The 25,642-nt window shown below is 67.8% G+C and carries 24 protein-coding genes and 2 riboswitches; of the genes, 16 read left to right on the top strand and 8 right to left on the bottom strand.

The window, feature by feature from the left end:
• Positions 1–17 precede the first annotated feature (17 nt).
• The 7 genes from IFT71_RS03175 (at position 18) to cobO (ending at position 8,245) form a co-directional block, all read left to right on the top strand.
• Positions 18–1,619, top strand: coding sequence for a carboxyl transferase domain-containing protein (locus tag IFT71_RS03175; protein ID WP_192139072.1), 1,602 nt, complete (start codon positions 18–20; stop codon positions 1,617–1,619).
• A 4-nt stretch (positions 1,620–1,623) separates the two neighbouring features.
• The gene (locus IFT71_RS03170; RefSeq protein ID WP_192139071.1) at positions 1,624–2,109 is read left to right on the top strand and encodes a hypothetical protein; all 486 of its coding nucleotides are present in this window, start codon (positions 1,624–1,626) and stop codon (positions 2,107–2,109) included.
• Complete coding sequence (locus tag IFT71_RS03165) at positions 2,106–3,941, top strand: acetyl/propionyl/methylcrotonyl-CoA carboxylase subunit alpha (RefSeq protein WP_192139070.1); 1,836 nt, start codon at positions 2,106–2,108, stop codon at positions 3,939–3,941. Before IFT71_RS03170 ends, IFT71_RS03165 begins: the two co-directional genes overlap by 4 nt.
• On the top strand, positions 3,941–4,393 hold the full coding sequence (locus IFT71_RS03160; protein WP_183935607.1) for a MaoC family dehydratase: 453 nt from the start codon (positions 3,941–3,943) through the stop codon (positions 4,391–4,393). Before IFT71_RS03165 ends, IFT71_RS03160 begins: the two co-directional genes overlap by 1 nt.
• Positions 4,390–5,214, top strand: a complete 825-nt coding sequence (locus IFT71_RS03155) for an HpcH/HpaI aldolase/citrate lyase family protein (RefSeq protein WP_192139069.1) — start codon at positions 4,390–4,392, stop codon at positions 5,212–5,214. The genes IFT71_RS03160 and IFT71_RS03155 overlap by 4 nt, the downstream gene beginning before the upstream one ends.
• A 58-nt stretch (positions 5,215–5,272) precedes the next feature.
• Positions 5,273–5,505: riboswitch (cobalamin riboswitch) on the top strand.
• Positions 5,506–5,687: 182 nt separating this feature from the next.
• A complete protein-coding gene (locus IFT71_RS03150; RefSeq protein ID WP_192139068.1) occupies positions 5,688–7,646 on the top strand; it encodes a TonB-dependent receptor plug domain-containing protein in 1,959 nt (652 codons plus the stop codon).
• Positions 7,646–8,245, top strand: coding sequence for a cob(I)yrinic acid a,c-diamide adenosyltransferase (gene cobO, locus IFT71_RS03145; protein WP_197975990.1), 600 nt, complete (start codon positions 7,646–7,648; stop codon positions 8,243–8,245). The genes IFT71_RS03150 and cobO overlap by 1 nt, the downstream gene beginning before the upstream one ends.
• On the opposite strand, the gene IFT71_RS03140 is transcribed toward cobO, so the two are convergent.
• Entirely contained in the window at positions 8,242–9,090 is an 849-nt protein-coding gene (locus IFT71_RS03140) for an ABC transporter substrate-binding protein (RefSeq protein ID WP_192139067.1), read from the bottom strand. The genes cobO and IFT71_RS03140 overlap by 4 nt on opposite strands.
• A gap of 67 nt (positions 9,091–9,157) precedes the next feature.
• Between IFT71_RS03140 and IFT71_RS03135 the strand changes: the two genes are divergently transcribed.
• From IFT71_RS03135 to cobS, 6 genes are all read left to right on the top strand, one after another.
• On the top strand, positions 9,158–10,153 hold the full coding sequence (locus IFT71_RS03135) for a FecCD family ABC transporter permease (protein ID WP_192139066.1): 996 nt from the start codon (positions 9,158–9,160) through the stop codon (positions 10,151–10,153).
• A complete protein-coding gene (locus IFT71_RS03130; protein WP_192139065.1) occupies positions 10,147–10,932 on the top strand; it encodes an ABC transporter ATP-binding protein in 786 nt (261 codons plus the stop codon). The genes IFT71_RS03135 and IFT71_RS03130 overlap by 7 nt, the downstream gene beginning before the upstream one ends.
• A 21-nt stretch (positions 10,933–10,953) precedes the next feature.
• Positions 10,954–11,140, top strand: a riboswitch (cobalamin riboswitch).
• A 97-nt stretch (positions 11,141–11,237) separates the two neighbouring features.
• Positions 11,238–11,654 carry a DUF1636 domain-containing protein gene (locus IFT71_RS03125; protein WP_056407800.1) on the top strand — a complete coding sequence of 139 codons (417 nt, stop codon included), beginning with the start codon at positions 11,238–11,240 and terminating at the stop codon, positions 11,652–11,654.
• Positions 11,651–12,664 (top strand): nicotinate-nucleotide--dimethylbenzimidazole phosphoribosyltransferase, encoded by a 1,014-nt coding sequence (gene cobT / locus IFT71_RS03120; RefSeq protein ID WP_192139064.1) that lies wholly within the window; start codon positions 11,651–11,653, stop codon positions 12,662–12,664. Before IFT71_RS03125 ends, cobT begins: the two co-directional genes overlap by 4 nt.
• The gene (locus IFT71_RS03115) at positions 12,661–13,239 is read left to right on the top strand and encodes a histidine phosphatase family protein (RefSeq protein WP_192139063.1); all 579 of its coding nucleotides are present in this window, start codon (positions 12,661–12,663) and stop codon (positions 13,237–13,239) included. Before cobT ends, IFT71_RS03115 begins: the two co-directional genes overlap by 4 nt.
• A complete protein-coding gene (gene cobS / locus IFT71_RS03110) occupies positions 13,236–13,952 on the top strand; it encodes an adenosylcobinamide-GDP ribazoletransferase (RefSeq protein ID WP_192139062.1) in 717 nt (238 codons plus the stop codon). The genes IFT71_RS03115 and cobS overlap by 4 nt, the downstream gene beginning before the upstream one ends.
• Here the strand turns inward: cobS and IFT71_RS03105 are convergent.
• From IFT71_RS03105 to IFT71_RS03095, 3 genes are read right to left on the bottom strand one after another with little or no spacing between them, the layout of a single operon-like run.
• Positions 13,920–15,410 (bottom strand): cobyric acid synthase, encoded by a 1,491-nt coding sequence (locus tag IFT71_RS03105; protein WP_192139061.1) that lies wholly within the window; start codon positions 15,408–15,410, stop codon positions 13,920–13,922. The genes cobS and IFT71_RS03105 overlap by 33 nt on opposite strands.
• Positions 15,398–16,336, bottom strand: a complete 939-nt coding sequence (cbiB, locus tag IFT71_RS03100; RefSeq protein ID WP_192139060.1) for an adenosylcobinamide-phosphate synthase CbiB — start codon at positions 16,334–16,336, stop codon at positions 15,398–15,400. The genes IFT71_RS03105 and cbiB overlap by 13 nt, the downstream gene beginning before the upstream one ends.
• On the bottom strand, positions 16,329–17,303 hold the full coding sequence (locus tag IFT71_RS03095; protein WP_192139264.1) for a threonine-phosphate decarboxylase: 975 nt from the start codon (positions 17,301–17,303) through the stop codon (positions 16,329–16,331). Before IFT71_RS03095 ends, cbiB begins: the two co-directional genes overlap by 8 nt.
• Before the next feature lie 102 nt (positions 17,304–17,405).
• Between IFT71_RS03095 and cobU the strand changes: the two genes are divergently transcribed.
• The gene (gene cobU / locus IFT71_RS03090; protein WP_342212578.1) at positions 17,406–17,942 is read left to right on the top strand and encodes a bifunctional adenosylcobinamide kinase/adenosylcobinamide-phosphate guanylyltransferase; all 537 of its coding nucleotides are present in this window, start codon (positions 17,406–17,408) and stop codon (positions 17,940–17,942) included.
• A gap of 36 nt (positions 17,943–17,978) precedes the next feature.
• Here cobU and IFT71_RS03085 read toward each other — a convergent pair whose 3' ends face one another.
• The 4 genes from IFT71_RS03085 to IFT71_RS03070 form a co-directional block, all read right to left on the bottom strand.
• Positions 17,979–19,271 carry an OmpP1/FadL family transporter gene (locus IFT71_RS03085; protein WP_192139058.1) on the bottom strand — a complete coding sequence of 431 codons (1,293 nt, stop codon included), beginning with the start codon at positions 19,269–19,271 and terminating at the stop codon, positions 17,979–17,981.
• A gap of 50 nt (positions 19,272–19,321) precedes the next feature.
• The gene (locus tag IFT71_RS03080; RefSeq protein ID WP_031395134.1) at positions 19,322–19,732 is read right to left on the bottom strand and encodes a DUF2147 domain-containing protein; all 411 of its coding nucleotides are present in this window, start codon (positions 19,730–19,732) and stop codon (positions 19,322–19,324) included.
• 213 nt (positions 19,733–19,945) lie between these two features.
• A complete protein-coding gene (locus tag IFT71_RS03075) occupies positions 19,946–22,264 on the bottom strand; it encodes a 3-hydroxyacyl-CoA dehydrogenase/enoyl-CoA hydratase family protein (RefSeq protein ID WP_192139057.1) in 2,319 nt (772 codons plus the stop codon).
• A complete protein-coding gene (locus IFT71_RS03070) occupies positions 22,264–23,400 on the bottom strand; it encodes a thiolase family protein (RefSeq protein WP_192139056.1) in 1,137 nt (378 codons plus the stop codon). Before IFT71_RS03070 ends, IFT71_RS03075 begins: the two co-directional genes overlap by 1 nt.
• A 133-nt stretch (positions 23,401–23,533) precedes the next feature.
• On the opposite strand from IFT71_RS03070, the gene IFT71_RS03065 reads away from it, so the two are divergent.
• Entirely contained in the window at positions 23,534–25,237 is a 1,704-nt protein-coding gene (locus IFT71_RS03065) for a long-chain-fatty-acid--CoA ligase (RefSeq protein ID WP_244654704.1), read from the top strand.
• A complete protein-coding gene (locus IFT71_RS03060) occupies positions 25,234–25,617 on the top strand; it encodes a MerR family transcriptional regulator (protein WP_192139055.1) in 384 nt (127 codons plus the stop codon). The genes IFT71_RS03065 and IFT71_RS03060 overlap by 4 nt, the downstream gene beginning before the upstream one ends.
• Positions 25,618–25,642: the final 25 nt, after the last annotated feature.

Raw genomic sequence — 25,642 nt, 5'->3', positions numbered from 1 at the left:
TCGCGGCGGGGTGAACGGTGAGCGGTCCCGTCCTCGATACGAAGCTGTCGGTCGACGCGGAGACGTTCCAGGCGAATGCGGCGCACAACCGCGCGCTCGCCCAGCGCCTGCGCGACGACGTTGCGCGCGTCGCGCTCGGCGGAGACGCCCGGTCGCGCGACCGGCACGTTGCGCGTGGCAAGCTGCTGCCGCGCGACCGGGTCGAGCGCTTGCTCGATCCGGGTTCGCCGTTCCTCGAGATCGGCCAGCTCGTCGCCAATGGGCTGTATGACGATGCGGTGCCCGGCGCGGGGGTGATTGCGGGGATCGGCCGCGTTGCCGGTCGGCAGTGCATGATCCTGTGCAACGATGCGACGGTGAAGGGGGGGACCTATTTTCCGCTGACCGTCAAGAAACACCTGCGAGCGCAGGAAATCGCACAGGAAAATCGGCTGCCCTGCATCTATCTCGTCGATAGTGGTGGGGCGAACCTGCCCCATCAGGCGGAGGTATTTCCCGATCGCGAGCATTTCGGCCGGATCTTCTACAACCAGGCGCAGATGTCGGCGTTGGGGATACCGCAGATCGCGTGTGTGATGGGGAGCTGCACTGCGGGCGGCGCCTATGTCCCGGCCATGTCCGACGAGACGATCATCGTCCGCGGGCAGGGCACGATCTTCCTCGCTGGGCCGCCGCTGGTCAAGGCGGCGACGGGCGAGGTGATTTCCGCGGAGGACCTCGGCGGCGCGGACACGCATGGACGGCGGTCGGGCGTCGTCGATCATGTCGCGGGATCGGACGACCACGCGCTGACGATCGTTCGCGACATCGTCTCGACCTTGCCGCCACAGGTCCCTGTCACGGTGAACCGGCAACCGGCGCGCGCCCCGAAATACGACGCTGAGGGGCTTTACGGTGTCGTGCCGTCCGATGTGCGCGCACCCTATGACGTGCACGAGGTGATCGCACGGCTGGTCGATGGCAGCGAATTCCATGCGTTCAAGGCGCTTTATGGTACATCGCTGGTGTGCGGGTTCGCGCATATCCACGGGATCCCCGTCGCGATCCTCGCCAACAACGGCGTCCTGTTCAGCGAAAGCGCTCAGAAGGGGGCGCATTTCATCGAGCTCGCCTGCCAGCGCAAGGTACCGCTCCTTTTCCTCCAGAACATCTCGGGGTTCATGGTCGGCGGGAAGTATGAGGCAGAAGGCATTGCCAAACATGGTGCAAAGCTCGTGACGGCAGTCGCGACCGCGACCGTGCCGAAGATCACGGTGCTGATCGGCGGCAGTTTCGGCGCCGGCAATTACGGCATGTGCGGACGCGCCTATTCGCCGCGCTTCCTGTTCAGCTGGCCGAACAGCCGGATCAGCGTGATGGGCGGCGAACAGGCGGCCTCGGTCCTCGCCACCGTTCACCGCGACGCGGACGACTGGACGGCGGAGGAAGCCGAAGCGTTCAAGGCGCCGGTTCGTCAGAAATATGAGGACGAGGGGAATCCCTGGTACGCGACCGCGCGCCTGTGGGACGACGGGATCATCGATCCCGCGCAGACCCGTGACGTGCTAGGCCTCGCGCTCGCCGCGACGCTCAACGCTCCCATCGCCGAACGCCCCGCGTTCGGTGTGTTCAGGATGTAAGCCGATGATCCTGCTATCGTTGCTGCTGGCCGCGGGTCAGGTCACACCGGTCCAGCCGATCGTCAAGGGAACCGGCTTGCCGCCAGCCGTAGTCACCGAGGAGGCCGGCGTCATGGTGCCGATCAACGCGATGTTCGCCGCGTTGGCCGCCCGCGATGGCCAAGCACTGCTCGCACAGGTGCGCCCCGAGGGGGGGGCTACGGCCGTGGAAGAAAAGGCCGACGGCACGCGCATCATCCGCCGGACCGGCTGGTCCGACTTCGCCGCCGGTCTGAAGCCCGGGCCGGAGCGATATGCGGAACGCCTGACGGATCCCGCCGTGGATATCGATGGCGATATCGCGATGGTATGGTCGCCCTATGTCTTCACCATCGACGGCCGGGTGGCGCATTGCGGGACCGACCATTTCGACATGGTGCGCGAAGCGGGCCGGTGGAAGATCCTCAACATCACCTGGTCGAAGCGGACCACCGGATGCCCCGCGCAATGATCGAATCACTGCTCATCGCCAATCGCGGCGAGATCGCCTGCCGCATCATACGCACAGCTCGAGCGTTGGGAATCCGCACGATCGCGGTCTATTCCGATGTCGATGCGGGCGCGCTGCATGTCCGGCACGCGGACGAGGCGGTGCATATCGGTGCGAGCCCGGCGCGCGACAGCTATCTGGTCGGCGAACGGATCATCGCCGCCGCGCGCGCCAGCGGCGCTGAGGCTATTCATCCGGGGTACGGGTTCCTGTCCGAGAATGCGGACTTCGCGCAGGCGGTGCTCGACGCGGGGATCCTGTGGGTTGGCCCCGATCCCGACAGCATCCGCGCGATGGGTCTGAAGGATGCCGCAAAGCAGCGGATGATGGCGGCCGGCGTCCCGGTGACACCGGGCTATCTGGGGGAAGACCAGTCGCCCGATCGGCTCCAGCGCGAGGCGGATGCCATCGGCTACCCGGTCCTGATCAAGGCCGTTGCGGGCGGCGGCGGCAAGGGTATGCGCCGCGTCGATGCGTCCGCCGACTTTGTCGACGCGCTCGCTTCGTGCCAGCGTGAGGCCTCTGCGTCGTTCGGCAATACCGACGTGCTGATCGAGAAATATATCCTCTCGCCGCGGCATATCGAGGTGCAGGTGTTCGGCGACCGTCAAGGCAACGTCGTCCATTTGTTCGAACGCGACTGTTCGTTGCAGCGCCGGCATCAGAAGGTGATCGAGGAGGCCCCGGCGCCCGGCATGGGTGATGCGACGCGCGCGGCGATCTGCGCGGCGGCGGTGCGTGCTGCGCAGGCCGTGAACTATGTCGGCGCGGGTACGATCGAGTTCATCGCCGATGCGAGCGAAGGCCTGCGCGCCGATCGGATCTGGTTCATGGAAATGAACACCCGGTTGCAGGTCGAGCATCCCGTCACCGAGGAAATTACCGGACAGGACCTTGTCGAGTGGCAGCTGCGGATTGCCAGCGGCGAGGCGTTGCCGCTGCAGCAGCATCATCTTGCGATCCGCGGCTGGGCGATCGAGGCGCGGCTCTATGCGGAGGATCCCGCCAAGGGGTTCCTGCCGTCGATCGGGCGGCTCGAGGCGTTCGATTTGGGTGATGCGACGCGGGTCGATACGGGTGTCGAACAGGGGGCGGACATCTCGTCCTATTACGACCCGATGATCGCCAAGGTGATTGCCTGGGGCGACACGCGTGAAGCTGCGCGTGAGACGTTGGCGAAGGCGCTGGACAAGGCGGTCGTCTGGCCGGTCCGGTCGAATGCGGGGTTTCTCGTCCAGGCACTCGATCACCAGGATTTCGTCGCCGCAACGCTAGATACCGGGCTGATTGCGCGCGAGGGGGCGGCGCTGATGCCCCCGGCGCAGCCCAGCGAGGAAGCACTGATCGACGCCGCGCGCACGCTCGTACGCGCCGAGCCGATGGCGGGTTTTCGTCTCAACGCGGCCCCTTTGAAGGCCGCGCGGTTCCTGCTCGACGACGACGCGGTGACGATCGATCTCGACGGTCGCGGCGTCGATGCACCGGTCGATGCCACCCTCGTTTCCGATGCCGGGCAGACCTGGCAGTTGCGGCCTTGGCGTGCGTCTGGCGCGGCGATGGGGGCGGCAGCGGACGGCGCTATCTTGTCACCGATGCCGGGACGGATCATCGCGGTCGACGTGGCGGCCGGGGACCGTGTCGCAAAGGGGCAGAAGCTCGTGACGCTGGAGGCGATGAAGATGGAGCATTCGCTCGTCGCGCCGTTCGACGGGACGGTTGCCGAACTGACCGCGATCGAAGGCGGGCAGGTGAGCGATGGCATGGTGCTCGCGCGTATCGAGAAGGATGACTGATGGCCGGCCGCTATTTCGACCGATGGGCAGTCGGCGACCGGATCGTCCATGAGATCCGCCGCACCGTCACGGAGACGGACAACCTCCTGTTTTCGACGATGACGCACAATCCGCAGCCGCTGCACCTCGATGCGGAGGCGGCGAAGGCGAGTGAATTCGGCCAGATCCTCGTCAACGGCACCTTCACCTTCGCGCTGATGGTCGGCCTGTCGGTCAGCGACACGACGCTCGGGACGCTCGTCGCCAATCTCGGTTACGACAAGCTCGTGCATCCGAAACCCGTCTTCATCGGCGACACGATGCGCGCCGAGACCGAGGTCGCCGAGCTTAAGCCCAGCCGGTCACGCCCGAACGCCGGGATCGTCACATTCATGCACCAGCTGATCAACCAGCGTGACGAGATCGTCTGTCAGTGCCTCCGCTCGGCACTGCTGCTGCGGACGCCGGCATGAGGTTGCGCTCGCTGCTGTTCGTGCCCGCAGACCGGCCCGAGCGTTTTGCGAAGGCCGCGGCGAGCGGGGCGGATGCCATCATCCTCGATCTGGAGGACTCGGTCGCGCTGTCCCGCAAGGCCGTTGCCCGCGAGGCGGTCCGGGCCACGTTGCAGGACCACACCGACGTCGTGCGGATGGTGCGGATCAATCCCGTCGACTCCGGGTGGCTGGACGACGATCTCGCTGCCGCGAGGGACGCCGATGCGATCATGCTGCCCAAGGCGACGGGACCCGCGACCGTCCTCGCGCTGGTCGAGGCTTATGGCGATGACTGTCCGCCGATCCTGCCAATCGCGACCGAAGTGCCCGCCGCGATCTTCACACTGGGCGAATATGCGCGGGTCAACGACCGGTTATGTGGCCTGACCTGGGGCGCAGAGGACCTGCCCGCGGCGATCGGCGCGGCGACCAGTCGTGAGGACGACGGGTCCTATACCGAACCCTATAAGCTCGTCCGATCGCTGCTGCTGTTCGGCGCGCATGCGGCGGACGTCGCGGCGATCGAGACGGTCTATCCTGCAATCGCGGACATTGACGGGCTGGCAGCCTATGCCGCGCGCGGCAGCCGTGACGGCTTTACCGGCATGATGGCGATTCATCCGTCGCAAGTCGCCACGATCAACGCCGCGTTCACGCCGGATGCGGCGACCGTTGCACATGCGCACGCCGTCGTCGCTGCGTTTGCAGCGGCTCCCGAGGCGGGCGCGCTGCAGCTCGATGGGCGGATGATCGATGCGCCGCACTTACGTCAGGCGCGGGCGATCCTCGCGCGACTCTAGGCCCATTGGCGGCAGGAATTTTCTGCGCTACCGTCGCCCTGCGAAACCGGTGAAGGCCGGGGTCGCAGATCGCGTCGGTGCCCCTCGGGGCTTCAAAGGGAATGCGGTGCGGGAGGCGGTCCTCCTCATGCCGCGGCTGTCCCTGCAACTGTAAGCGGTGAGTGCGGTGCGCATGTCCCTTCATCATGGGGGGGCGACCACTAGGCCTGAGCGTAAGCGCAGGGCTCGGGAAGGTCGCGTACCGGGCGTCGACCCGCGAGCCAGGAGACCTGCCGGCGCTCGGTCGCTCTTGCCATGGTCCAGGGGATGACCGCGGCACGGTACTCCGTCTGAGCGACGAACCATGCGGCGGGGGCCGCATCGGCGCGCGTGGCGGGTGCGGTTCGGCGTACACCCCAAGCGTTGCGCCGGCTGTCCGTGGCATCGGACGGCAGGCCCCGGCCGGTCGCTCGTGACGCCGGGGGTATCGTTTCATGACCAGAGTTTTCGTTTCGCTTGCGGCGCTCGCGACCGCCACGGCCTTTGCATCGCCGACCGCGGCCGAGCCCGATCCGGTTACTGCGGCGACGGGCGAGGCGGCAGCGGGCGCCGCCGAGCTGGTGATCACCGCATCGCGATCGGGGGACGCGGTTCCCGCCGATCAGCTCGGAGCGTCGGTGACGGTGCTCGACGCCGCCACGCTCGACCAGCGGCAGACCCGGATCGTGTCCGACGTGCTGCGCGACGTCCCCGGACTGGCGGTCAGCCGGACCGGCGCGGTCGGGGGGACGACGCAGGTCCGGATCCGCGGATCGGAGGGCAATCACGTGCTCGTGCTGATCGACGGGATCGAAGTGTCCGATCCCTATCAGGGCGAATATGACTTCGGCACGCTGATTGCCGACGAGGCGGCACGGGTCGAGGTGCTGCGCGGCCAGCAATCGGCGCTGTACGGGTCCGACGCGATCGGCGGCGTCATCCAGTATCTCACGCTCAGCGGCGCGGAGGCCCCGGGCGTATCGCTGCGGGCCGAGGGGGGATCGTTCGGCACGTTTTCGGGCGGCGCCCGGGTCGCGGGCGTGGCGGGCAATCTCGATTACGCGCTATCGAGCTCGACCTACCTCACCGACGGCACGCCGACCGCGCGGGGCGGATCGCGCGACATCGGCGCGAAGAGCGTCGGCGCGACGGGCAAGCTCAGCTGGTCGCCGACCGACACGCTGAAGGTCACGGGCGTCGGGCGCTATAGCTATACCGATGCCGACAGCAACGACACGGCATTGAGCGGCCCGCAGTTCGGCACGATCGTCGATACGCCAGGCGCGCGCAGCACGGTCGAGGCATATTACGGGCTGGTTCGCGCCGAACTCGCGCTGGCGGATGGCCGCTGGACGAATGCGCTCAGCGGCCAGTTTGCCGATACGACACGCCGGGCGCTGGTCGACGATGCCTTGAGCTTCGGCAACAAGGGACGCCGGTACAAGGGATCGTTCGAAAGCGCCTTCCGGTTCGGCACCGATCGCATCCGGCATCGGCTGACCGCCGCAGTCGATGTCGAGCGTGAGGAATTTCAGACGCTTAGTCCGGTCCCTTCGGAGTTCGTCTTCACAGGGCGGCGGCACACCGACAATGTCGGGATCGTCGGACAGTATGACGTCGTGATCGACGACGCGCTAGCGATCGGCGGATCGGTGCGGCGCGACGAGAATAACCGGTTCGACGACACCACCACCTACCGCGCGCAGGCGAGCTATCGCTTTGCGACCGGAACGCGGGTGCGCGGCGCCTACGGGACGGGCGTGAAGAACCCCGGCTACTTCGATCTCTTCGGCTATTCGGACGGTCGTTATATCGGCAACCCCAACCTCAAGCCGGAAAAGTCAAAGGGGTGGGAAGCCGGGGTCGAACAGGCTTTCGGGGGGGATCGTGCGACGATCGGCGCGACCTATTTCGACAGTCGGCTGACGAACGAGATCTTTACCACCTATCCCGCCCCCGACTTCGTCGCAACGCCCGGCAACCGCGATACGCGATCGACGCAGCACGGCGTCGAGGTGTTTGCCACAGCGCAGCCGATTGCGCAGTTGCGCTTCGACCTCGCCTATACCTATCTGAAGGCGCGCGAGGACGGGGGCGTGGAGATCCGGCGCCCCAACCATATCGGCAGCGTCAACATGACCGCGTTCAGCCGCGACCAGCGCGCCTCGGCAACGCTCACCGTCAGGTATAACGGCAGGCAGCAGGACGACGCCTATACCGATCCGAGCTATGTCCCTGTCCGCGTTTCGCTCCAGGAATATGTCCTCGTCAACCTGAACACGGCGTACAAGCTGACGCCCCGGCTATCGGTCTTCGGTCGGGTCGAAAACCTGTTCGACGAGCGGTACGAGGAGGTGTTCAGCTATGTCGGTCAGGGTCGCGGTGCCTATGCCGGCGTGAAGGCAGCATTCTGATGCGGAGCGAGGCGGAGCACACGGCGCGGATGGCCAAGAAGAAGGTCGTCCAGGACAAGATCGTCGCGGCCAAGACGATCGAAAAGGGCCTGCTCATGGTCCACACCGGGCCGGGCAAGGGTAAGACCACCGCGGCGCTCGGCATGGCGGTGCGGATGATGGGGCACGGGCGAAAGGTTGGGATCGTACAGTTCGTCAAGGGTGCGATGACGACCGGTGAGAAGGTCATCTTTGACGCCTTTCCCGATCTGGTCGAGTTCAAGCCGATGGGCGAGGGCTTTACCTGGGATACGCAGGATCGGGCCCGCGATATCGCCGTGGCGCGCGAAGGGTGGGACGAGGTCCGCCGGATGATCCTCGACCCGAGCTATGCGATGGTCATCGCCGATGAGATCAACATCGTCCTGCGCTATGACTATCTGCCACTCGACGAGGTACTTGCGGGGTTCGCGGCGCGACCGGCGATGACGCATGTCGTGGCGACGGGGCGCAACGCGCCCGATGCGTTGATCGCCGCGGCGGATCTCGTCACCGAGATGGGGCAGGTCAAGCATCCGTTCCGGGGCGGGGTCAAGGCCCAGGCCGGCGTCGAGTTCTAACGGCCGCGGCGAGGACCAGCCGGACGGGGCGTGCGCAACTGCGCCGCGAGGCTTTGCGCGGCCAGCACATAGGCAGGACCTCCGCAGACGGTCCACGCCTCGGGGATGCGCAGACGAGGGATCCCGTCGAGAATCGGATGATGCAGCATTTCGGTGCCCTGATCGGTCACGCGGTCGGTGGCGCTCTCGACGATGAGATAGTCGGGGCGTGCCAGCGCCATTTGTTCGAGCGACAGTTGCGAAAGTGCCGGCTTGCCGAGCCGGGTCGCGAGATTGGCCAGCCCGAGACGCTGCATCAATTCGTCGACGAGCGTGCCGGTGCCGGTCAGGAAACCCCGACGCTGATAATAGGCCGCCGTATGACCACCTCCCGGCGCGCGCGGCAATCGTGCGAGCGCGGTGTCCATCCGGCGGATCAGCGTTTCGCCGCGATCGGGGTGCCCGATGGCGGCAGCAACCTGACGGACTTGCCTCACGATCGCGGCATAGCTGTCCGCGGGGGGCAGATCGAGCGTCGCGACGTGCCGTCCGGCAAGCACGGCGGCGACCGTCTGGCGTCGGAACGGCGATGCGATCACGAGATCGGGGCGGAGCATCAGCACGTCTTCGGCGCTGCCACGGCTGACTGGCATGGTACGCGCGGCGTTGGCGGCTGCGGACATGTTCGGATCGCGCGCGAACCGGGTGAGCGCGACGATCTGCGCGGGGTCGGCCAGCGCCAGAAGATACTGGTCAGCGCATAGGTTAAGCGAAACGATACGCGCCGGCGGTCGAGGCGCTGCCGCCGGAGCAGGTGCACCGGCGGCAGCGATGATCAGGATGGTCAGGAGACGGCGTCCGCGCATGCGCAAAGCCCTGCCGCAGCGGCCGCTTATGCGCTAGGCGGAAACGGATGCGGTGGGATCTGGCACTATGGAACGCGTGACGCGTGCGCGATTGGTCGGTGGCCTCACGCTGCTTGCGCTGCTGGCCGGCGCTGCGTCGGTCGCGGTGGGAAGTGCGGCGATCCCGCTGGCGCATGTCGTGCGGGCGCTCAGCGGGCAGGGCGATCCGATCGAACGCGCGATCCTGTTCGAACTTCGTCTGCCGCGCGCGATCCTCGGGCTGGCGGTCGGCGCGATGCTGGGGCTTTCGGGTGCTGCGCTGCAGGGATTCCTGCGCAATCCGCTGGCCGAGCCATCGGTTCTGGGCGCGTCGAACGGCGCATCGCTGGGCGCGGTGATCGCGCTGTATTTCGGGCTGGCGGAGCTTCATCCGGCGATGCTGCCGATCGTGGCGATCGCCGGGGCGTTCGCGGCGCTGGGGTTGCTGTTCGTGCTGGCGGCCGGGTCGCAAAGCGCCTTGTCGCTGATCCTCGCGGGGATTGCGGTCGGTACCCTGGCGGTCGCGGGGGTCAGTCTGGCGCTGAACCTGTCCCCCAACCCATTTGCAGCGATGGAGATCATGACCTGGTTGCTCGGGTCGCTCGAAGACCGGTCGTTCAGCCATGTCGCGCTGGCGCTGCCCTGTATCGCGCTCGGCATGGTGCTGGTCGCCTGGGACGGCCATGCGCTCGACGCGCTGACGCTCGGCGAGGATGGCGCACGCGCGCTAGGCGTCGATCTGCGTCGGACGCTCATGCGGTTGCTGGTCGGGGTGGCGATCGGGGTCGGCGGGGCGGTCGCGGTATCGGGCGCGATCGGGTTCATCGGCCTGATCGTCCCGCATCTCGTCCGGCCGATGACCGATCGTTCGCCGTCGGCGATCCTGCTTCCCTCCGCACTGGGCGGGGCCGCATTGCTCACCTTTGCCGACGTGCTGGTCCGGGTGATCCCGACGTCGAACGAACTCAAGCTCGGGGTCGTCACCGCGTTTCTCGGCGTGCCGGTGTTCCTCGTCCACCTGATGCGCGAGCGGCGGCTATGGTAGCCCTCACCGCGGACCGCCTCAGCGTCCGCCGTGCAGGGCGGGTCGTGGTCGACGATGTCAGTTTCTCGGCAGAGGGCGGCGCGCTCATCGGGATCGTCGGCCCCAATGGGGCGGGCAAATCGACGCTGGTCCAGGCGCTTCTCGGGCTGGTTCCCGCTACGGGAGATATCCTGCTCGACGGGGTTCCGCTGGCGGAGCGCTCGCGACGTGAGATTGCGCGGACGGTCGCGTATCTGCCGCAGGGTCAAAGTCTTCATTGGCCGCTGAGCGTCGAACGTCTCGTCGCGCTGGGCCGCTTGCCCCATCTCGCACCGTTGTCGCGCATTTCTCAGCAGGATCGTGATGCGATTGCCCGTGCGATGGCAGCGGCGGACGTGACCATGCTTGCGGCGCGTGTCGCGACCGAGATTTCGGGGGGCGAGCGGGCCCGCGTCCTGCTGGCAAGGGCGCTCGCGGTGGAGGCGCCGGCGCTGATCGTCGACGAGCCACTCGCGTCGCTCGATCCCGCGCATCAGATCGCAGTCATGGAGATCCTGCGGGCGCAGGCCGCGCGGGGTGTCCTGGTGATCGCCGTCCTGCATGATCTGGGGCTCGCCGCACGCTATTGCGATCGCATCCTCGTGCTAGACGCGGGCCGGCTCGTCGCCCACGGCGCGCCGTCGGCAGTGCTGACGCCGGCGCGGCTGCGTGAAACCTATGGTGTTCGGGCGTGGTTCGGATCGATCGAGGGCGTACCGGTCGTGGTACCGCTGACGCGTGACAGCGCGCAGGGCGATTGACCCGGGCCGCTCGCCCGGCCTATCCCTCTGACCGCGACAGGTTCCCCGGCGACGGGGATGAAAAGGGAACGGGAGAACCCCGGCTGCCCCTGCAACTGTAAGCGGCGAGCCATCGTGCCATCATGCCATTGGGATCCCGGTCCCGAGAAGGCGGCGCGAAGGGCTGTGACCCGTGAGCCAGGAGACCTGCCCGTCGCAGTCGTCTTTCGTCCGGCCAGGGTGCGCCGAGCGGACGGGGGTAAACCCGCGCGACGACATAACCAGCCTGCGGCCTGTGCCGCGGGCGCGTATGTCATGGGGTTTCAATGCCAAATCTACTGGTTCCCGCCGAAGACGGTGCGGCCGTCGTCGCCTGCAGCACCTGCCGCGCGTCCACCGATGCGAAGGACGATGCCGAGGGCATGCGCGGCGGTGCGAGACTCGTCGCGGCGTTGCAGGCGGTCCAGGCGAGTGATCCGCGCTATGCCGGGATTGCGGTCCAGGCGATGCCGTGCCTGTTCGCCTGTCAGGATTTCTGCACTATCCATGTCCGCGGCCCGGCAAAAATCGGCTATGTTCTGGGGCGCTTTACCCCGGATGAGGAGGCGGCGCGCGCGATCCTCGATTATGCCGTGCTGCATGCGGAGAGTGCGGAGGGGCAGGTGCCGTTCCGCCAGTGGCCGGCCGGGATCAAGGGGCATTTCATCACCCGGACGCCCCCCGCCGGCTATGTCGCGCAGTGACGCTTTTCCCGACGGTCGCGGCGTTCGAGGCGGCGCTGGAGGCCCTTCCTGCGGCAGACGAAGCCGCGCGAGGGGCCGCATCGCTGCGGCAAGCACAGTTGACCAAGCCGCCCGGATCACTCGGCCGACTTGAAGACCTCGCAGTCTTCATGGCGGGCTGGCAGGGGCGCGAGCGGCCGCGGTTCGAGCGCGCGAGGGTGGCAATTTTCGCGGGAAATCACGGCGTTGCGGTGCACGGGGTCAGCGCTTTCCCGGTTTCCGTGACCGCACAGATGGTCGAGAATTTCCGCCATGGGGGCGCGGCCATCAATGCGCTGGCGGATGCCGTCGGGCTCGAGCTGATCATCGCCGACATCGATCTGGAAACCCCTACGGCGGATTTCACGACGGCATCGGCGATGGACGAAACCGCGTGTCTCGTCGCACTCAACATTGGCGCCGACGTCGTCGTGCCGGGGCTCGACATGCTTGTCGTGGGGGAGATGGGAATCGGGAATTCTACGTCGGCCGCAGCACTGTGTCTGCGCAGTTACGGCGGAACCGCCGCGGACTGGGTTGGGCCGGGGACGGGGGTTGATGTGGCGGGAATCGCGCGGAAAATTGCGGTGGTCGAGGCGGGGATTGCGCGGCATGATGATTGCCCGCGTACGCCGTTCGAGACGTTGCGGCGCGTGGGGGGGCGTGAAATCGTCGCGATCGCTGGCGCGGTGGTGGCGGCGCGGCTGGCGGGGGTGCCGGTGGTGCTGGACGGATTCATCTCGTCGGCGGCGATCGCGCCGATTGCGGCGGCGTATCCCGGCATCACAGAGCATTGCATTGCCGGGCATTGTTCGGCCGAGCCGGGGCATGAGCGATTGCTTCAAGCGCTGAAACTCGAGCCTTTACTGAGACTTGGGATGCGGCTGGGGGAGGGAAGCGGGGCGGCGGTTGCGGTGGGAGTGATTCGGTCGGCGTTGGCGGCGCATGACGGGATGGCGACGTTTGCCGAGGCGGGGGTGTCGGTGGCGTGAGTGGGCCGTTTCTGCTCCACCTGCTGCGCCATGGCGCGCCTAAACTGACCGGGCGGATGCTGGGGCGGACCGATAGTCCGGTCACGGCGGAGGGGCTGGTGGCCTGTTTCGCGCGGGTAAAACCGCTGAGTTTCAAGCAGATCGTCTGTTCTGATCTCAGGCGATCGCAGGCTATCGCGGATGCGATCGGGCGGGAGCGGGGGCTGGCTCCGACGACTGATGCGCGGTGGCGGGAGCTGGATTTCGGGGATTGGGACGGGCTGGCTACGGCGGAGATCGAAGCTGCGGCGTTGCAGCGGTTTTGGGACGATCCGGACGGTGCACCGCCACCGGGTGGGGAACGGTGGAGCGATCTGGTCGCGAGAATTACCGATGCGATCGAAGACCTTACACCTGAAACCTCATTGATCGTGACACATGGCGGGGCGATCCGGGCGGCGCTGAAATCACTGTGCGGGTTCGGGTCGCGCGAGCTCTGGGCGTTCGATTTGCCCTATGCGGCGTTGATTACATTGCGGATCTGGCCGGACCGGACGGCGCAGATCGTGGCGCTGCAGACGGATCCGGTTTCGTGAAGCGGCTGATCGTCGCCTTCGGCTTCCTGACGCGCGTGCCGGTGCCGCAAGTTGCTGCGGACGCTGAGGATTTTGCTGCGGCGATCCGGTGGTATCCGGTCGTCGGGGCGTGCATCGGGGTGGTCGTCGCGGCGGCGGGGTGGGTCGGCGCGCAGGTCGATCCGTGGACCGGTGCGCTCGCCGCGCTGGTAATTTGGGTAGCGATTACAGGGGCTTTGCACCTGGATGGGCTGGCAGATCTGGCAGACGGGCTGGGTGCCGCGCATGGCAATCGCGACCGGCTGATCGCGGTGATGGCGGATCCGCATATCGGCAGCTTCGGCGTTGTGATGATCGCGCTGCAACTTATTGCAAAACTTGTCTTATTGCATGCCGTTTCGAGTCAGGGATGGGCGGTCGTGATCGTCGTCCCGATGCTCGCGCGGATCGGGCCGTTGTGCTGGGCGCGGTGGGTGCCGCTGCTGCGGGAGGGCGGGCTGGGAGGGATGGTGGCAGGGAAGATCAGGGTGCACGATCTGGTCTTTTGGGGGTGCGTAACAGGGTGTTTAGGGGTGCCTGTGCATGCCGTTGCAGGGGCCCCTGCACTGATCGCGCTATTCGGCTGGTGGCTCATCCGGCGGGTCGGGGGCGTATCGGGGGATTGCCACGGCGCGGGGATCGAATTCGTCGAGACCGGGATGCTAGTCGCGCTTGCCATTGCCGGCCGCGTCTGACCCCGCGAGCTTCGACACTGCGATCAGCGCGTCGATATCGAGATGGCGTTCGAGCGTTTCGGCAATCGCATCGAGCGCGGCGTCGATCGACGCCGCATGATCGGGCCCGACCGCATCGACTCCGAGCCGGCTGAGCCAGGCGCGACGCTGATCCGCGAGGCCGAGCAGGCCGTGGACATAGCTGCCGGAGACGAGCCCGTCGGGACTGACCGCGCCGTCGCGGCGGCCATCGTCGCGGGTCGTGAGCGCGCGCGCGGTGTCGGGGCCGGTGGTTTTGCCGATATGGATCTCATAGCCGTCGAACCGTGCGCCGATCGCGGTGCCGGCGACGCGTTCGAGCGTCTTGGCGGGGGACAGGATCGTCGCGACGTCGAGCAGGCCGAGCCCGGGGGCGATACCGGCGGGACCCTCCAGCCCGTCCGGATCGGCGATGCTGCGGCCGAGCATCTGATAACCGCCGCAAAGCCCGAGCACCGGGCGGCCGCGGCGGCGATGCGCATGGATGTCGATGTCCCAGCCCTGCGCGCGCAGAAAGGCGAGGTCCGGGATCGTCGCCTTGGAGCCGGCGAGGATGATCATGTCGGCGTCGGGGATCGGTTCGCCGGGCGGGACCATGACCAAAGTGACGTCGGGGTCGAGCCGCAGCGGATCGAGATCGTCGAAATTGGCGATGCGCGGGGTGATCGGACAGGCGATGACGACCTGGCCGTCCTGCCGGCCGTGACCGGGGCGGCGTTCGAGTATGACCGCGTCCTCGCTCGGCAGGCGGGCGGCCTCGGGCAGCCAGGGGATGACGCCATAGCCGCGCCAGCCCGACCGCGCCTCGATCGCGCGATAGCCGTCGTCGAACAGCGCGGGGTCGCCGCGAAACTTGTTGACGAGGAAGCCGTGGATCATCGCGGCGTCGGCGGGATCGATCACCGCACGCGTGCCGACGAGCGAGGCGATGACGCCGCCCCGGTCGATGTCGCCGATCAGGATGACGGGGACGCCCGCGGCGCGCGCGAAGCCCATGTTTGCGATGTCGGCGGCGCGCAGGTTGATCTCGGCGGGACTGCCCGCGCCCTCGACGACGACGATGTCCGCCTGCGCCCGGAGCCGGTGATAGCTGGCGAGTACGTCGTCCATCAGACCCTCGCGCCCCTCGCGCCAGCGGCTCGCGCGCAGGATGCCGCGGACCTTGCCGTGGACAACGAGCTGCGAGCTGCGGTCGCCCTGCGGTTTCAGCAAAACGGGGTTCATGTCGGTGGTTGCAGCGGTGCGCGCGGCGATCGCCTGGGTCGCTTGCGCGCGGCCGATCTCGCCGCCATCGGCGGTGACGGCGGCGTTGTTCGACATGTTCTGCGGCTTGAAGGGGCGCACGGAAAGCCCCCGATTGGCCAGCGCGCGGCAGAGGCCGGCGACGAGCACCGACTTGCCGACGTCCGAGCCGGTGCCCTGGAGCATCACCGCACCCACAGCAGCGCCCCCGTGACGATCCAGAGCAGCAGGCAGGCGCGGCGATAGACCTGAAGCGCGCGGGCGATGTCGGCGGCGGTGGCGGCGGGGCGACCGCTGCCGATCCAGGCCTTCAGCTGGGTGACGCCGTCATAGCTGACCGGGCCGGCGAGGCGGAGGTCGAGCACGCCCGCCATCGCCGCTTCGGGCCAGCCGGCATTGGGCGAGGCGTGCTTGCGCGCGTCGCGCCGCATCACGCGCCAGCCGCCGGGACCGGCGAGACACAGCAAGGCGCCGCTGATCCGCGCGGGGATCCAGTTGGCGAGATCGTCGATCCGTGCGGATGCCCAGCCGAACGCGCGCCAGCGTGGCTCACGGTGGCCGATCAGGCTGTCGGCGGTGTTGATCGCCTTGTAGATCCACAGCCCGGGGAGCCCGCCGATCAGCAGCCAGAACAGCGGCGCGACGATGCCGTCGCAGAAGCTTTCGGCAAGGCTTTCGATTCCGGCGCGGGCGATGCCGGCGGCGTCGAGCCGGTCGGTGTCGCGACCGACGATCTTGCCGACCGCGATCCGCGCACCCTGCACGTCGCCCTTGCCGAGCGCGGCGGCGATCGGGGCGACGTGATCGTTGAGGCTGCGCTGCGCGAGGCCGGGGGCGGCGAGGAGGCCGATGCCGATCCAGGCATAGCCGCCGAGATAGGTCGTCAGCAGCCAGATCGCGCCCCAGGCGATCCCGCCCGTCACCGCGAGCGTGATCACGAGCGTCGCGACCCCGGCGATGCGGCGCGTCACGTCCGGCCATGACGGACGGTTGAGCGCCTTTTCGAGGCTGCCGATGATCGCGGCGATCGCGCCGACGGGATGACCGATCCGGCGGTAGAGCCGTTCCGGCCAGCCGAACGCGGCGTCGAGTGCGAGGGCGATGAGCGCGACGGGGTCAGCCATGCGCGAGCGCCGCGTCTAGACGCGCCAGCGCGGCCGCGTCGGCCGGGACGCCGAGACGGAGCCAGCGGGGGTCATAGGTGAAGGGACGCGTCAGGATACCCGCCATATTAAGACGTTCGAACAGCGACTTGGCGTCGTTTGTTGCGATGAGGCGGAAGAGCGGACAGGCGCCCGTCGCGGTCAGCCCATGGCGGAGCAGCACCGCGTCGAGCGCGGCCGCGCGGGTGACGAGCTGCTTCCGCGCCGTCTCGATCCAGGCTCGGTCGGCATAGGCGGCGGTGCCGATCGCGAGCGCGGTGGCGGAGATCGGCCAGCTGCCCAGACGGTCGCGGACCCGCGCGACGATGCTAGGCGGTGCGATCATGAAGCCGAGCCTCACGCCCGCGAGGCCGAAGAATTTTCCAAATGATCGGAACAGGATGACGCGGTCTTCTGCGGACAGATGCGAAGCCAGGCCGGCGTCGGGGAGCGTGTCGGCGAACGCCTCGTCGACGACGAGCCAGCCTGCATTCTCGCCGAGCGCGTTGATCACTGGCCGAAGCGCGTCCGGACTGACCAGGCGGCCGTCGGGGTTGTTCGGGTTGGCGAGCAGGATGGTGCCGCCATGTGCCGCTTCGTCGGTCAGGCTGTCGATCGAGATACGCGCGGGGAAGACTGCGGTATGCGTCGCGTAGCTGGGGCCGACATGGCGGGCGGGGGAAGACACGCCGAGCGCGCCGAGCAGGCGGAGGCCGATCTCGGTGCCGGGCAGCGCGACGACGCGCGCGGGGTCGGCGCCGAAATGGCGCGCGGCGACCGCCTCGAGCGCCGCGAGCGCGGCGGGCGAGGGGAGGCTGCGCAGGTCGATCGCGAGATCGGCGGGCGGCTCCCACGCGCAGGGGTTGATCCCGGTCGACAGGTCGAGCCAGGGACGCGGCGCGTGCGGGTACAGCGCCTGCGCGCTGTCGATCCGGCCGCCATGTTCCATCAGCGCGTGCACGTGCGTCCCCTGCGCCGGCGATGCCGCGGCGTTGCTGCTGGCCTTCGCCATTCGCCGGGGATAGCGCAAGAGGCGATGGAGGAGACGGGCGTGCAGGGGTTTGGAAAGACGGTGCTGGTGACCGGCGGTGCGCGCTCGGGCAAGAGCCGCCATGCGCAGGCTTTGGCAGAGGCGGGGGCAGAGGCGGCAGGTGGCCACGCGCTCGTTTATATCGCGACCGCGCAGGCGTTCGACGGCGAGATGACCGAGCGGATCGCGCGGCATCGCTCGGAGCGGGACGAACGGTGGCGGACGGTCGAGGCGCCGCTCAAGCTGGCGGCGGCGATCGCCGAGGCGGATGCGCCGGACGGGGTGATACTGGTCGACTGCCTGACCTTGTGGGCGTCGAACCTGATGCTGGCGGAGGCCGATGCGGAGACGGCGATCGCCGCATTGCTGGATGCGATCGGTCGCGTCGAGGGGCGGCTGGTGCTGGTCACCAACGAGGTCGGGATGGGGATCGTGCCCGACAATGCGATGGCGCGGCGGTTCCGCGATCTGGCCGGGATGCTCAACCAGCGGGTCGCGGCTGCGGTCGAGACGGTCGATCTCGCGGTGTCGGGGCTGACGATCCGGATGAAGGGATAGGGTGCCCCTCCCCGATATGGGGAGGGGCTGGTGGCGTCAGAACGAGACGCGGGCGCCGAGCGAGGTGACGATCGCGCTGGCGTCGCGGAGCGCGCCGTTGGTGCGGATGATGCTGCCCGCGACCAAGGTGGCGCGGTCGATCGTCGTGTTCTCGAAGTCGACATATTGCGCGGCGGCGTCGACCGCGATGCGCGGCGTCAGCTGGTAGGAGGCACCGGCGGCATAGGTCCAGCGATCGGCGTCGGGGACGCGCGCGTCGCGCTGGCCGTCCTGGGTCGGCGTCTTGGTGCGCTGGACACCGCCACGCACGGTCAGCTTGGGCGTGACGCCATAGTCGAGACCGCCCGCGAGGCTCCAGCTGTCGCGGTAGTTTTCGGGGATCGCGGTGTTGAGCGGCGCGCCGAGATCGATCGTGTCGAACTTGCTCCAGTTGAACGCGATGACCTGTGCGTTGAGCGTCAGCTGGTCGGTCGCGCGGACGCGGCCCGCGACGATGATCTGGCCGGGGGTGTTGAACTCGGCGGTCGCGCCCGAGACTTCGGTGTTGCCGCCGGCGAGCGGGCCGAGCAGGCCGGTGACGACGAGGTCGCCCTTCAGCTTGTGGCGGATGCTCGACTTGTAGGTGACGCCGACGGTGGCGAAGTCGTTGTGGAGCTGGACGCCCGCGGTCCAGCCGAGATCCCAGCCGTCGCCGCTGAGTTCCTGGCGGCCGTCGGGCTGCGCGGCGGAGACGTTGGGCAGCGCGTTGCTGAGGATCGCGTCGGTATATTCGACGTTGAGCGCACCGCCGACGCGGAGCCAGTCGGTCAGCTCGACGCCAATCGAGGGCTGGATGTCGATCGTGCGCAGGCGGGTCTTGTCCGCGCTGTAGCGGGCCCAGCTGTCGGCGTCATAGTTGGTCGTGAAGCTGAACGGCGAGGTGACGACGAGGCCGACCGCGATCCGGTCGGTCAGCGGATAGGCGACCGCGCCCGAGGGGACGACGCCCTTGTTGACCGGGTCGCTCGAGTTCGACTGGCCGCTGATCGCGGTGCAGGGCTGGCCGCCCGGGCGGCAGATCTGCGAGCCGGTGTCGATCACGTCGCCGCGCGGGATGATCGCGCTGGCGCTGAGCGTCGCGCTGCCGTCGCGGATGCCGGCGATCGCGGCGGGGTTCCACCAGAGCGACGCGGCGCCCGTGTCGGCGGCCTCGCCCGAAAACGCACGGCCCGCGCCGCGCGCCGACTGCGCCTGGAGATAGAAGGCGTCGGCATAGGCGGTGCTGGCGCATCCGAAAGCGGAGACGAGCGCGGTCACGGCCAGCAACGGGGCCTTGGTACGAAACGACATTTACAAAATTCCTGAACGCTAACTTTTGGGGAGATGAAAGGGACCTGGGATCAGCGGACGCGCGTCCAGGTCTGGGTCTTGCAGAGCGGGAAGAAGACGCAGCCGCGCAGCTTCAGCTGGTTCGCGCCGACCGGGGTGATCTTGCCGCTATAGGTCTTGCCGTCCTCGGCATTGTAGACCTGGCCGCTGCTCCAGACGCCGTCCTTGTCGGACTTGAAACCGCTGAGCATCTGCATGCCTTGGATCGGGCGGCTGCGCAGCGCGGTGTTGCTGTTGTTGGCGTCCTTCATCGACGGGTTGGCGCGCAGCGCGTCGGAGGTCAGGATCTTGCCGCAGATCGAGGGGCCGCAGCGCGCGATCTCGACGATGGCGTTGTGCGTCTCGGTCCGCCAGCGGCCGACCACGGTGTCGGCGGTCGCGGGCGCGCCGGCGAGCAGCGCGGCGATCATCATCAGGGACATCGTCTATCCTCTCCTAGTGTCGGGCCGCCGCATCTGTACGGTCACCCAGTGTATTTGCGAGCCCCGCGACCTATTCGCGAGTCCGCTGCCGTATACGGCATGTCGTCGACCCGACTAGATTTGTACAAACAATAGTCAAGTGTTCTTACTGATCCGGGCGGGTGAAAAATTGGTCATGCGCGGGTGTTCCCCCGCTCGCGCGGGGGAACTGTCTCAGTTGCGCAGTGGCTTACCCGTCTGGAGCATGTGGACGACCCGCGCCTGGGTGCGCTGGTCCTTGACGCTCGCCATGAAGGCGGCGCGTTCGAGGTCGAGGAGCTGCGCCTCGGTGACGGTGTCGACGAGGTCAGCCTCGCCGCCGGTCAGCACCTCGGCGAGACGGTCGGCGACCACCACGTCATAGTCGGTCGCCATGCCCTTCTTGTGGAAGTCGGACACCGCCATCGACAGCCCGGTACGACCGCTCGCGCCCGCCAGACGGAAGGTCGGCGGCTCGGGGGCGACATAGCCCTCGACCAGCGACAAGGCCTTTGCCTTGGCGTCGGCGAGCAGGCGGTCGCGGTTCATCGTGATGCCGTCGTCCTTGCCCAGGATCATCATCTCCTTGGCCTCCGCCGCCGACTTGGCGACCTGCGCGGTGGAGACCGCCTGGAAGACCTTGGTCAGCGCGGGCATGGGGCCGTTGGGGAGCGTGCGCGACCTGGTCCAGCGGTCGAGCATCTCGCCATTGCCGCCCCAGCCGGGGACGAGACCGACGCCGCATTCGACGAGGCCGGCATAGGTCTCGGCATGCGCCTGGACCGCGTCCGAATGGAGCAGCATCTCGCAGCCGCCGCCGAGCGCGAGGCCCGCGGGCGCGCTGACGACGGGGAAGGGCGCGTATTTGAGCGCCTTGTACGCCTGCTGGCCGCGCGCAACGCTGGCCTCGACCATGTCCCAGAGGCCCGCACCGACCGCGAACATCGCCGCGCCGAGATTGGCGCCCGCCGAGAAGTTGCTGCCCTCGTTATAGACGACCAGCGCCTTGAAGCGCTCGCGCACGACCGGGACCGCCTCCTCGATGAGCGCGATGACCTGATCGTCGAGCGCGTTCATCTTGGTGTGGAATTCGAGCGCGGCGACACCGTCGCCGACGTCCCAGAGCGACGCCGAGGCGTTGGTCAGGACCGGCTGCGACCGGAGCTTGATGTCCTCGAGCAGTTCGACGCCGTCGGCGCGCGGTACGTCGACATAGTCGCCGGCGGTTGTCAGATACTGGCGATTGCCGTTCTCGACGCGGTAGAAAGGGCGGTCGCCCGCGGTCGTCAGGATCGCGGGCACGTCGCGGCCCTCGGCGGCGAGACGCTGGGCGAGCAGGCCCGGGCCCATCCGGTCGATCAGCTCGAACGGCCCGTATTTCCAGTTGTACCCAAGCTTCATCGCGTCATCGATCGCGACGATATCGTCCGCCGCCTCACCGACGAGCATCGCCGCGTAGGACAGCGTGTTGCCGAGGATCGTCCAGGCATAGTTGCCGATCCGGCCGGGCTCGGCGATCAGCGCGGCGAGATCCTTGCCGGTCTTGCCGGGCAGTTCGGCGGGCTTCGCCTCGGGGCGATAGTCGCCGGTCGCGAGGTCGAGCGACAGCTTGGTGCGCGTCGCCTTGTCGAAGCGGTAGAAGCCGCCCTTGCCCTTGCGGCCGGTGAACCCTTCCGCGATCATCTTGTCGACGAGCGGCATGTCGCGGACCGTGTCGAAATAGGGATCGCCCGCGGGGAGCGTCGACGAAAGGCTCTTCGACAGCAGCGGCATCAGGTCGACGCCGACGAGATCGACGAGCCCGAAGATCCCCGTCTTTGGCACGCCCATCGGCCGGCCGCCGATCTGGTCGGCCTCCTCGACGGTCAGCCCCTGGTCCATCGCCGCGTTGATCGCGATCGCCAGCCAGTAGGTGCCGATGCGGTTTGCGATGAAGCCCGGCGTGTCCTTTGCGCGGACGATGCGCTTGCCCATGAAGCGATCGACGAAATCCTCGACCTTCCCGGCGACCGCGACGTCGGTATGCTCGCCGCGGACGATCTCGACCAGCCGCATGTAGCGCGGCGGGTTGAAGAAATGGGTGATGAGGAAGTCGGCCTTGAACTGGTCCGAGCGACCGTCGACGAGATGCCCGAGCGGGATCGTCGAGGTGTTCGACGAGACCGCGGTGCCCGGACGCTTGAGCGCCTCGAGCTTGGCATAGAGCGCCTGCTTGATGTCGAGCCGTTCGACGATCGCCTCGACGATCCAGTCGCATTCGCCGACGCGGTCGAGATGGTCGTCGATGTTGCCCGTCTCGACGAGCTTTGCGGCCCGCTTCGACATGAAGGGCGCGGGGTCGGTCTTGAGCATCTTCGCGACCGCGCCCTTGGCGACCGCATCGCGATCGTCACCCTCGCGGGGGACGATGTCGAGCAGCAGCACCGGGATCCCGGCATTGGCGACCTGCGCGGCAATCCCTGCGCCCATGACGCCTGCGCCGATGACGCAGACCTTTTTAATCCGATCGACCATCATGCGCGCTCCAGCACCGTTGCGATGCCCTGACCGCCGCCGATGCACTGGGTGGCGAGCGCGTAGCGGCCACCTTCGCGGGCGAGGAGCGACGCCGCCTTGCCGACGATGCGCGCGCCAGTCGCGCCGAGCGGATGGCCGATCGCGATCGCGCCGCCGTCGAGGTTGATCGTCTCGTCCTTGAGCCCGAGGTCGCGGATGCAGGCGATCGCCTGGCTGGCGAACGCCTCGTTGATCTCGACCACGTCGAGGTCGGCGACGGTGATGCCGGCGCGCTCCATCGCCTTTTGCGAGGCGTAGATCGGACCGAGGCCCATCGTCGACGGCTCGTTACCCGAGACCGCGACCGACTTGATGCGGGCGAGGATGGTCAGGCCGTGCTTCGTCGCGAACTCTTCCGAGGTGACGAGGACGGCGGAGGCGCCGTCGGTCAGCGGCGAGGAGGTGCCGGCGGTGACCGAGCCGTCCGCGCTGAACGCAGGCTTGAGGCCGGCGAGCGCTTCGGTGGTGGTGCCGGCGCGGATCGTGCCGTCCTGGCTGACCGGGCCGGCCTTGGTCTGGATCGTCACGATTTCGTCCGACAGGCGGCCATCGGCGCGCGCGGCGGCGGCCTTGTCCTGGCTCTTCACCGCGAACGCATCCTGCTCGGCGCGCGTGATCTGGTAATCGCGCGCGACGTTCTCGGCGGTCTCGCCCATGCCCATGTACGCGCCGGCGTTCTTCTTGAAGAGATCGGGGTTGGGGAGCGGGTTGTAGCCGCCCATCGGCACGCGGCTCATCGATTCGAGCCCGGCGCAGATGAACGCGTCGCCCGCACCGATGTTGATCTGGCCGACCGCGATGTGGATCGCGCTCATCGACGAGCCGCAGAAGCGGTTGACCGTCATGCCGCCGACCGACAGCGGCAGGTCGGCGAGCAGGCCGATCATCCGCGCGACGTTCAGGCCCTGCTCGCCCTCGGGGAAGGCGCAGCCGAGGATGATGTCCTCGATGGCGGCAGGATCGACGCCGGTCTTGTCGAGCAAACCGCGGATTGTCTGCGCGGCGAGATCGTCGGGGCGGACGCGGGCGAGATCGCCCTTGCCGGCAAGGTGGAACGGCGAGCGGGCGTACCCGGCGATGACGACGTTGGTCACGATGATCCTCTCCAATTGCAATCGGTCCGCTTAAGACTTGCGGGCTACCCTTAAGGTGCGATACCTCTCCTATACGTCAAGGTGATGCGGCCTACAATATCAGTCGAGAGCGCACGCCGAAAAGGAGAGAGAGATGCTGGACACCGACGGCCGTGCGATCGGCGTACCGCTAGAAGGCGAAGCGCGTTTGCTGGGCGACATGCTCGACACGGCGGTCCGCCGATTCGGGTCGCGGACGGTGCTGGATTTCCTCGGGTCGACGATGACCTATGCCGAGCTCGGCGACGCGGTCACGCATGCGGCGCGGGGGTTGCAGGATCTGGGCGTGGTGAAGGGGACGCGGGTCGCGCTGTGCCTGCCGAACACGCCCTATTATCCGGTGCTGTTCTTCGCGGTGCTGAAGGCGGGCGGGATCGTCGTCAACGTCAACCCGCTCTATGTCGAACGCGAGCTTTGCCACCTGCTGAAGGATTCGGGCGCGGAGATCATCGCGACCTGCGACATCACCGAGATCCATGCGCGCGTGCTGAAGGTCGCGGGCGAGACGGGGCTGCGGCATGTCATCACCTGCCCGATCGCGGGCGCGCTGCCGACGCTGAAGTCGATCGCCTACCGCATCTTCAAGCGCGCCGAGATCGCGCGCGTGCCGAACGACGCGCGGCATCGCAGCTTCGACTCGCTGGTGCGCGCAAAGGGCGCGCCCGCGCCGGTCGCAGTGACGCCGGACGAGGTCGCGGTGCTCCAATATACCGGGGGGACGACGGGCGAGCCCAAGGCGGCGATGCTGAGCCACGCCAATCTGGTGTCGAACGCGGATGCGATGATGACGTTCGTCGGTGGCGAGACGCCCGAGCAGGACCGGGTGATGGGGGCGCTGCCGCTGTTCCACGTCTTCGCGCTGACGACGGTGCTGACCTATTCGATCCGCGCGGGCGCGCAGATGATCCTGTTGCCGCGGTTCGAGCTGCAGCAGCTGCTCAAGACGATCGTGCGGACCAAGCCGACCTATTTCCCCGCGGTGCCGACCATCTATGCCGCGATCACCAAGGCGGCGGAGTCGCAGCCGATCGACCTGTCGTCGATCCATGCGTGCATCTCGGGCGGCGCGCCGCTGCCCGCCGAGGTGCGTACCGCGTTCGAGGCGGCGACGGGGTCGAAACTGGTCGAGGGCTATGGCCTGTCGGAGGCGTCGCCGATCATCACCTGCAATCCGATCGAGGGGCTGAACAAGCCGGGATCGGCGGGGCTGCCCTTTCCCGGCACGATCATCGAGATCCGCGACCGCGAGGACCCGACCCGGCTGCTGCCCGTCGGTGAGAATGGCGAGATCTGCGCGCGTGGCCCGCAGGTTACGCAAGGATATTGGCACAAGCCGGAAGCAAGCGCGGCGCTGTTCGCGGACGGGGCGCTGCGCACCGGGGATGTCGGGCATCTCGACGCGGACGGCTATCTGTTCATCGTCGACCGGATCAAGGACCTGATCCTGTGCGGCGGCTACAATGTCTATCCGCGGGTGATCGAGGAGGCGCTGTACGAGCACCCCGCAGTCGCCGAGGTGGTGGTGATCGGGGTCGCCGACGCCTATCGCGGACAGGCGCCCAAGGCGTTCGTCACGCTGGTCGAAGGTGCGGTCGCAACCCCCGTGGAATTGCGTGATTTTCTGCGCGACAAGATCAGCAAGATCGAGCTTCCCCGCGAGGTCGAAATCCGCGACACTCTGCCCAAGACGTTGATCGGCAAGCTATCCAAAAAGGAACTTGTCGCGGAGGAAGAGGCCAGGCTGGCACGCGCGATGCCGGCCGGGGCGGCGTCGGGGGAGAGGGGAGCGACACCGTGAACGAGCGGCAGGACGATCTTACCGGGATTCAGGACGTGTCGCAGGCGCTGGGGGTCAGCGCGCGGACGCTGCGCTTCTATGAGGACAAGGGGCTGATCGAGCCGTGCCGGATCGGCACGACGCGCGTCTATACGCGGCGCGACGTCGCGCGGATGCAGTTGATCCTGCGCGGCAAGCGGCTGGGATTCTCGCTGCGCGACATCGAGGAGTTCCTCGTCCTGTATGATGCGGATCCGCAGCATGTCGAACAGATGCGCGCGCTCGCCGAACGCTGTCGCCAGCGGATCGACGACCTTCAGCAGCAGCAGGCGGCGATCGCGCAGACGCTGGACGAACTGGAGAAGATCGAGGCGCAGGCGCTCGAGCGGATCGCGTCCTGATCGGCCGGTAGCGAGCGAGCGGTTG

This window comes from Sphingomonas sp. CFBP 13733 (assembly GCF_014841795.1).
Classification (GTDB): Bacteria; Pseudomonadota; Alphaproteobacteria; order Sphingomonadales; family Sphingomonadaceae; genus Sphingomonas; species Sphingomonas aerolata.
This window is presented reverse-complemented; position numbering and strand designations above follow the sequence as displayed.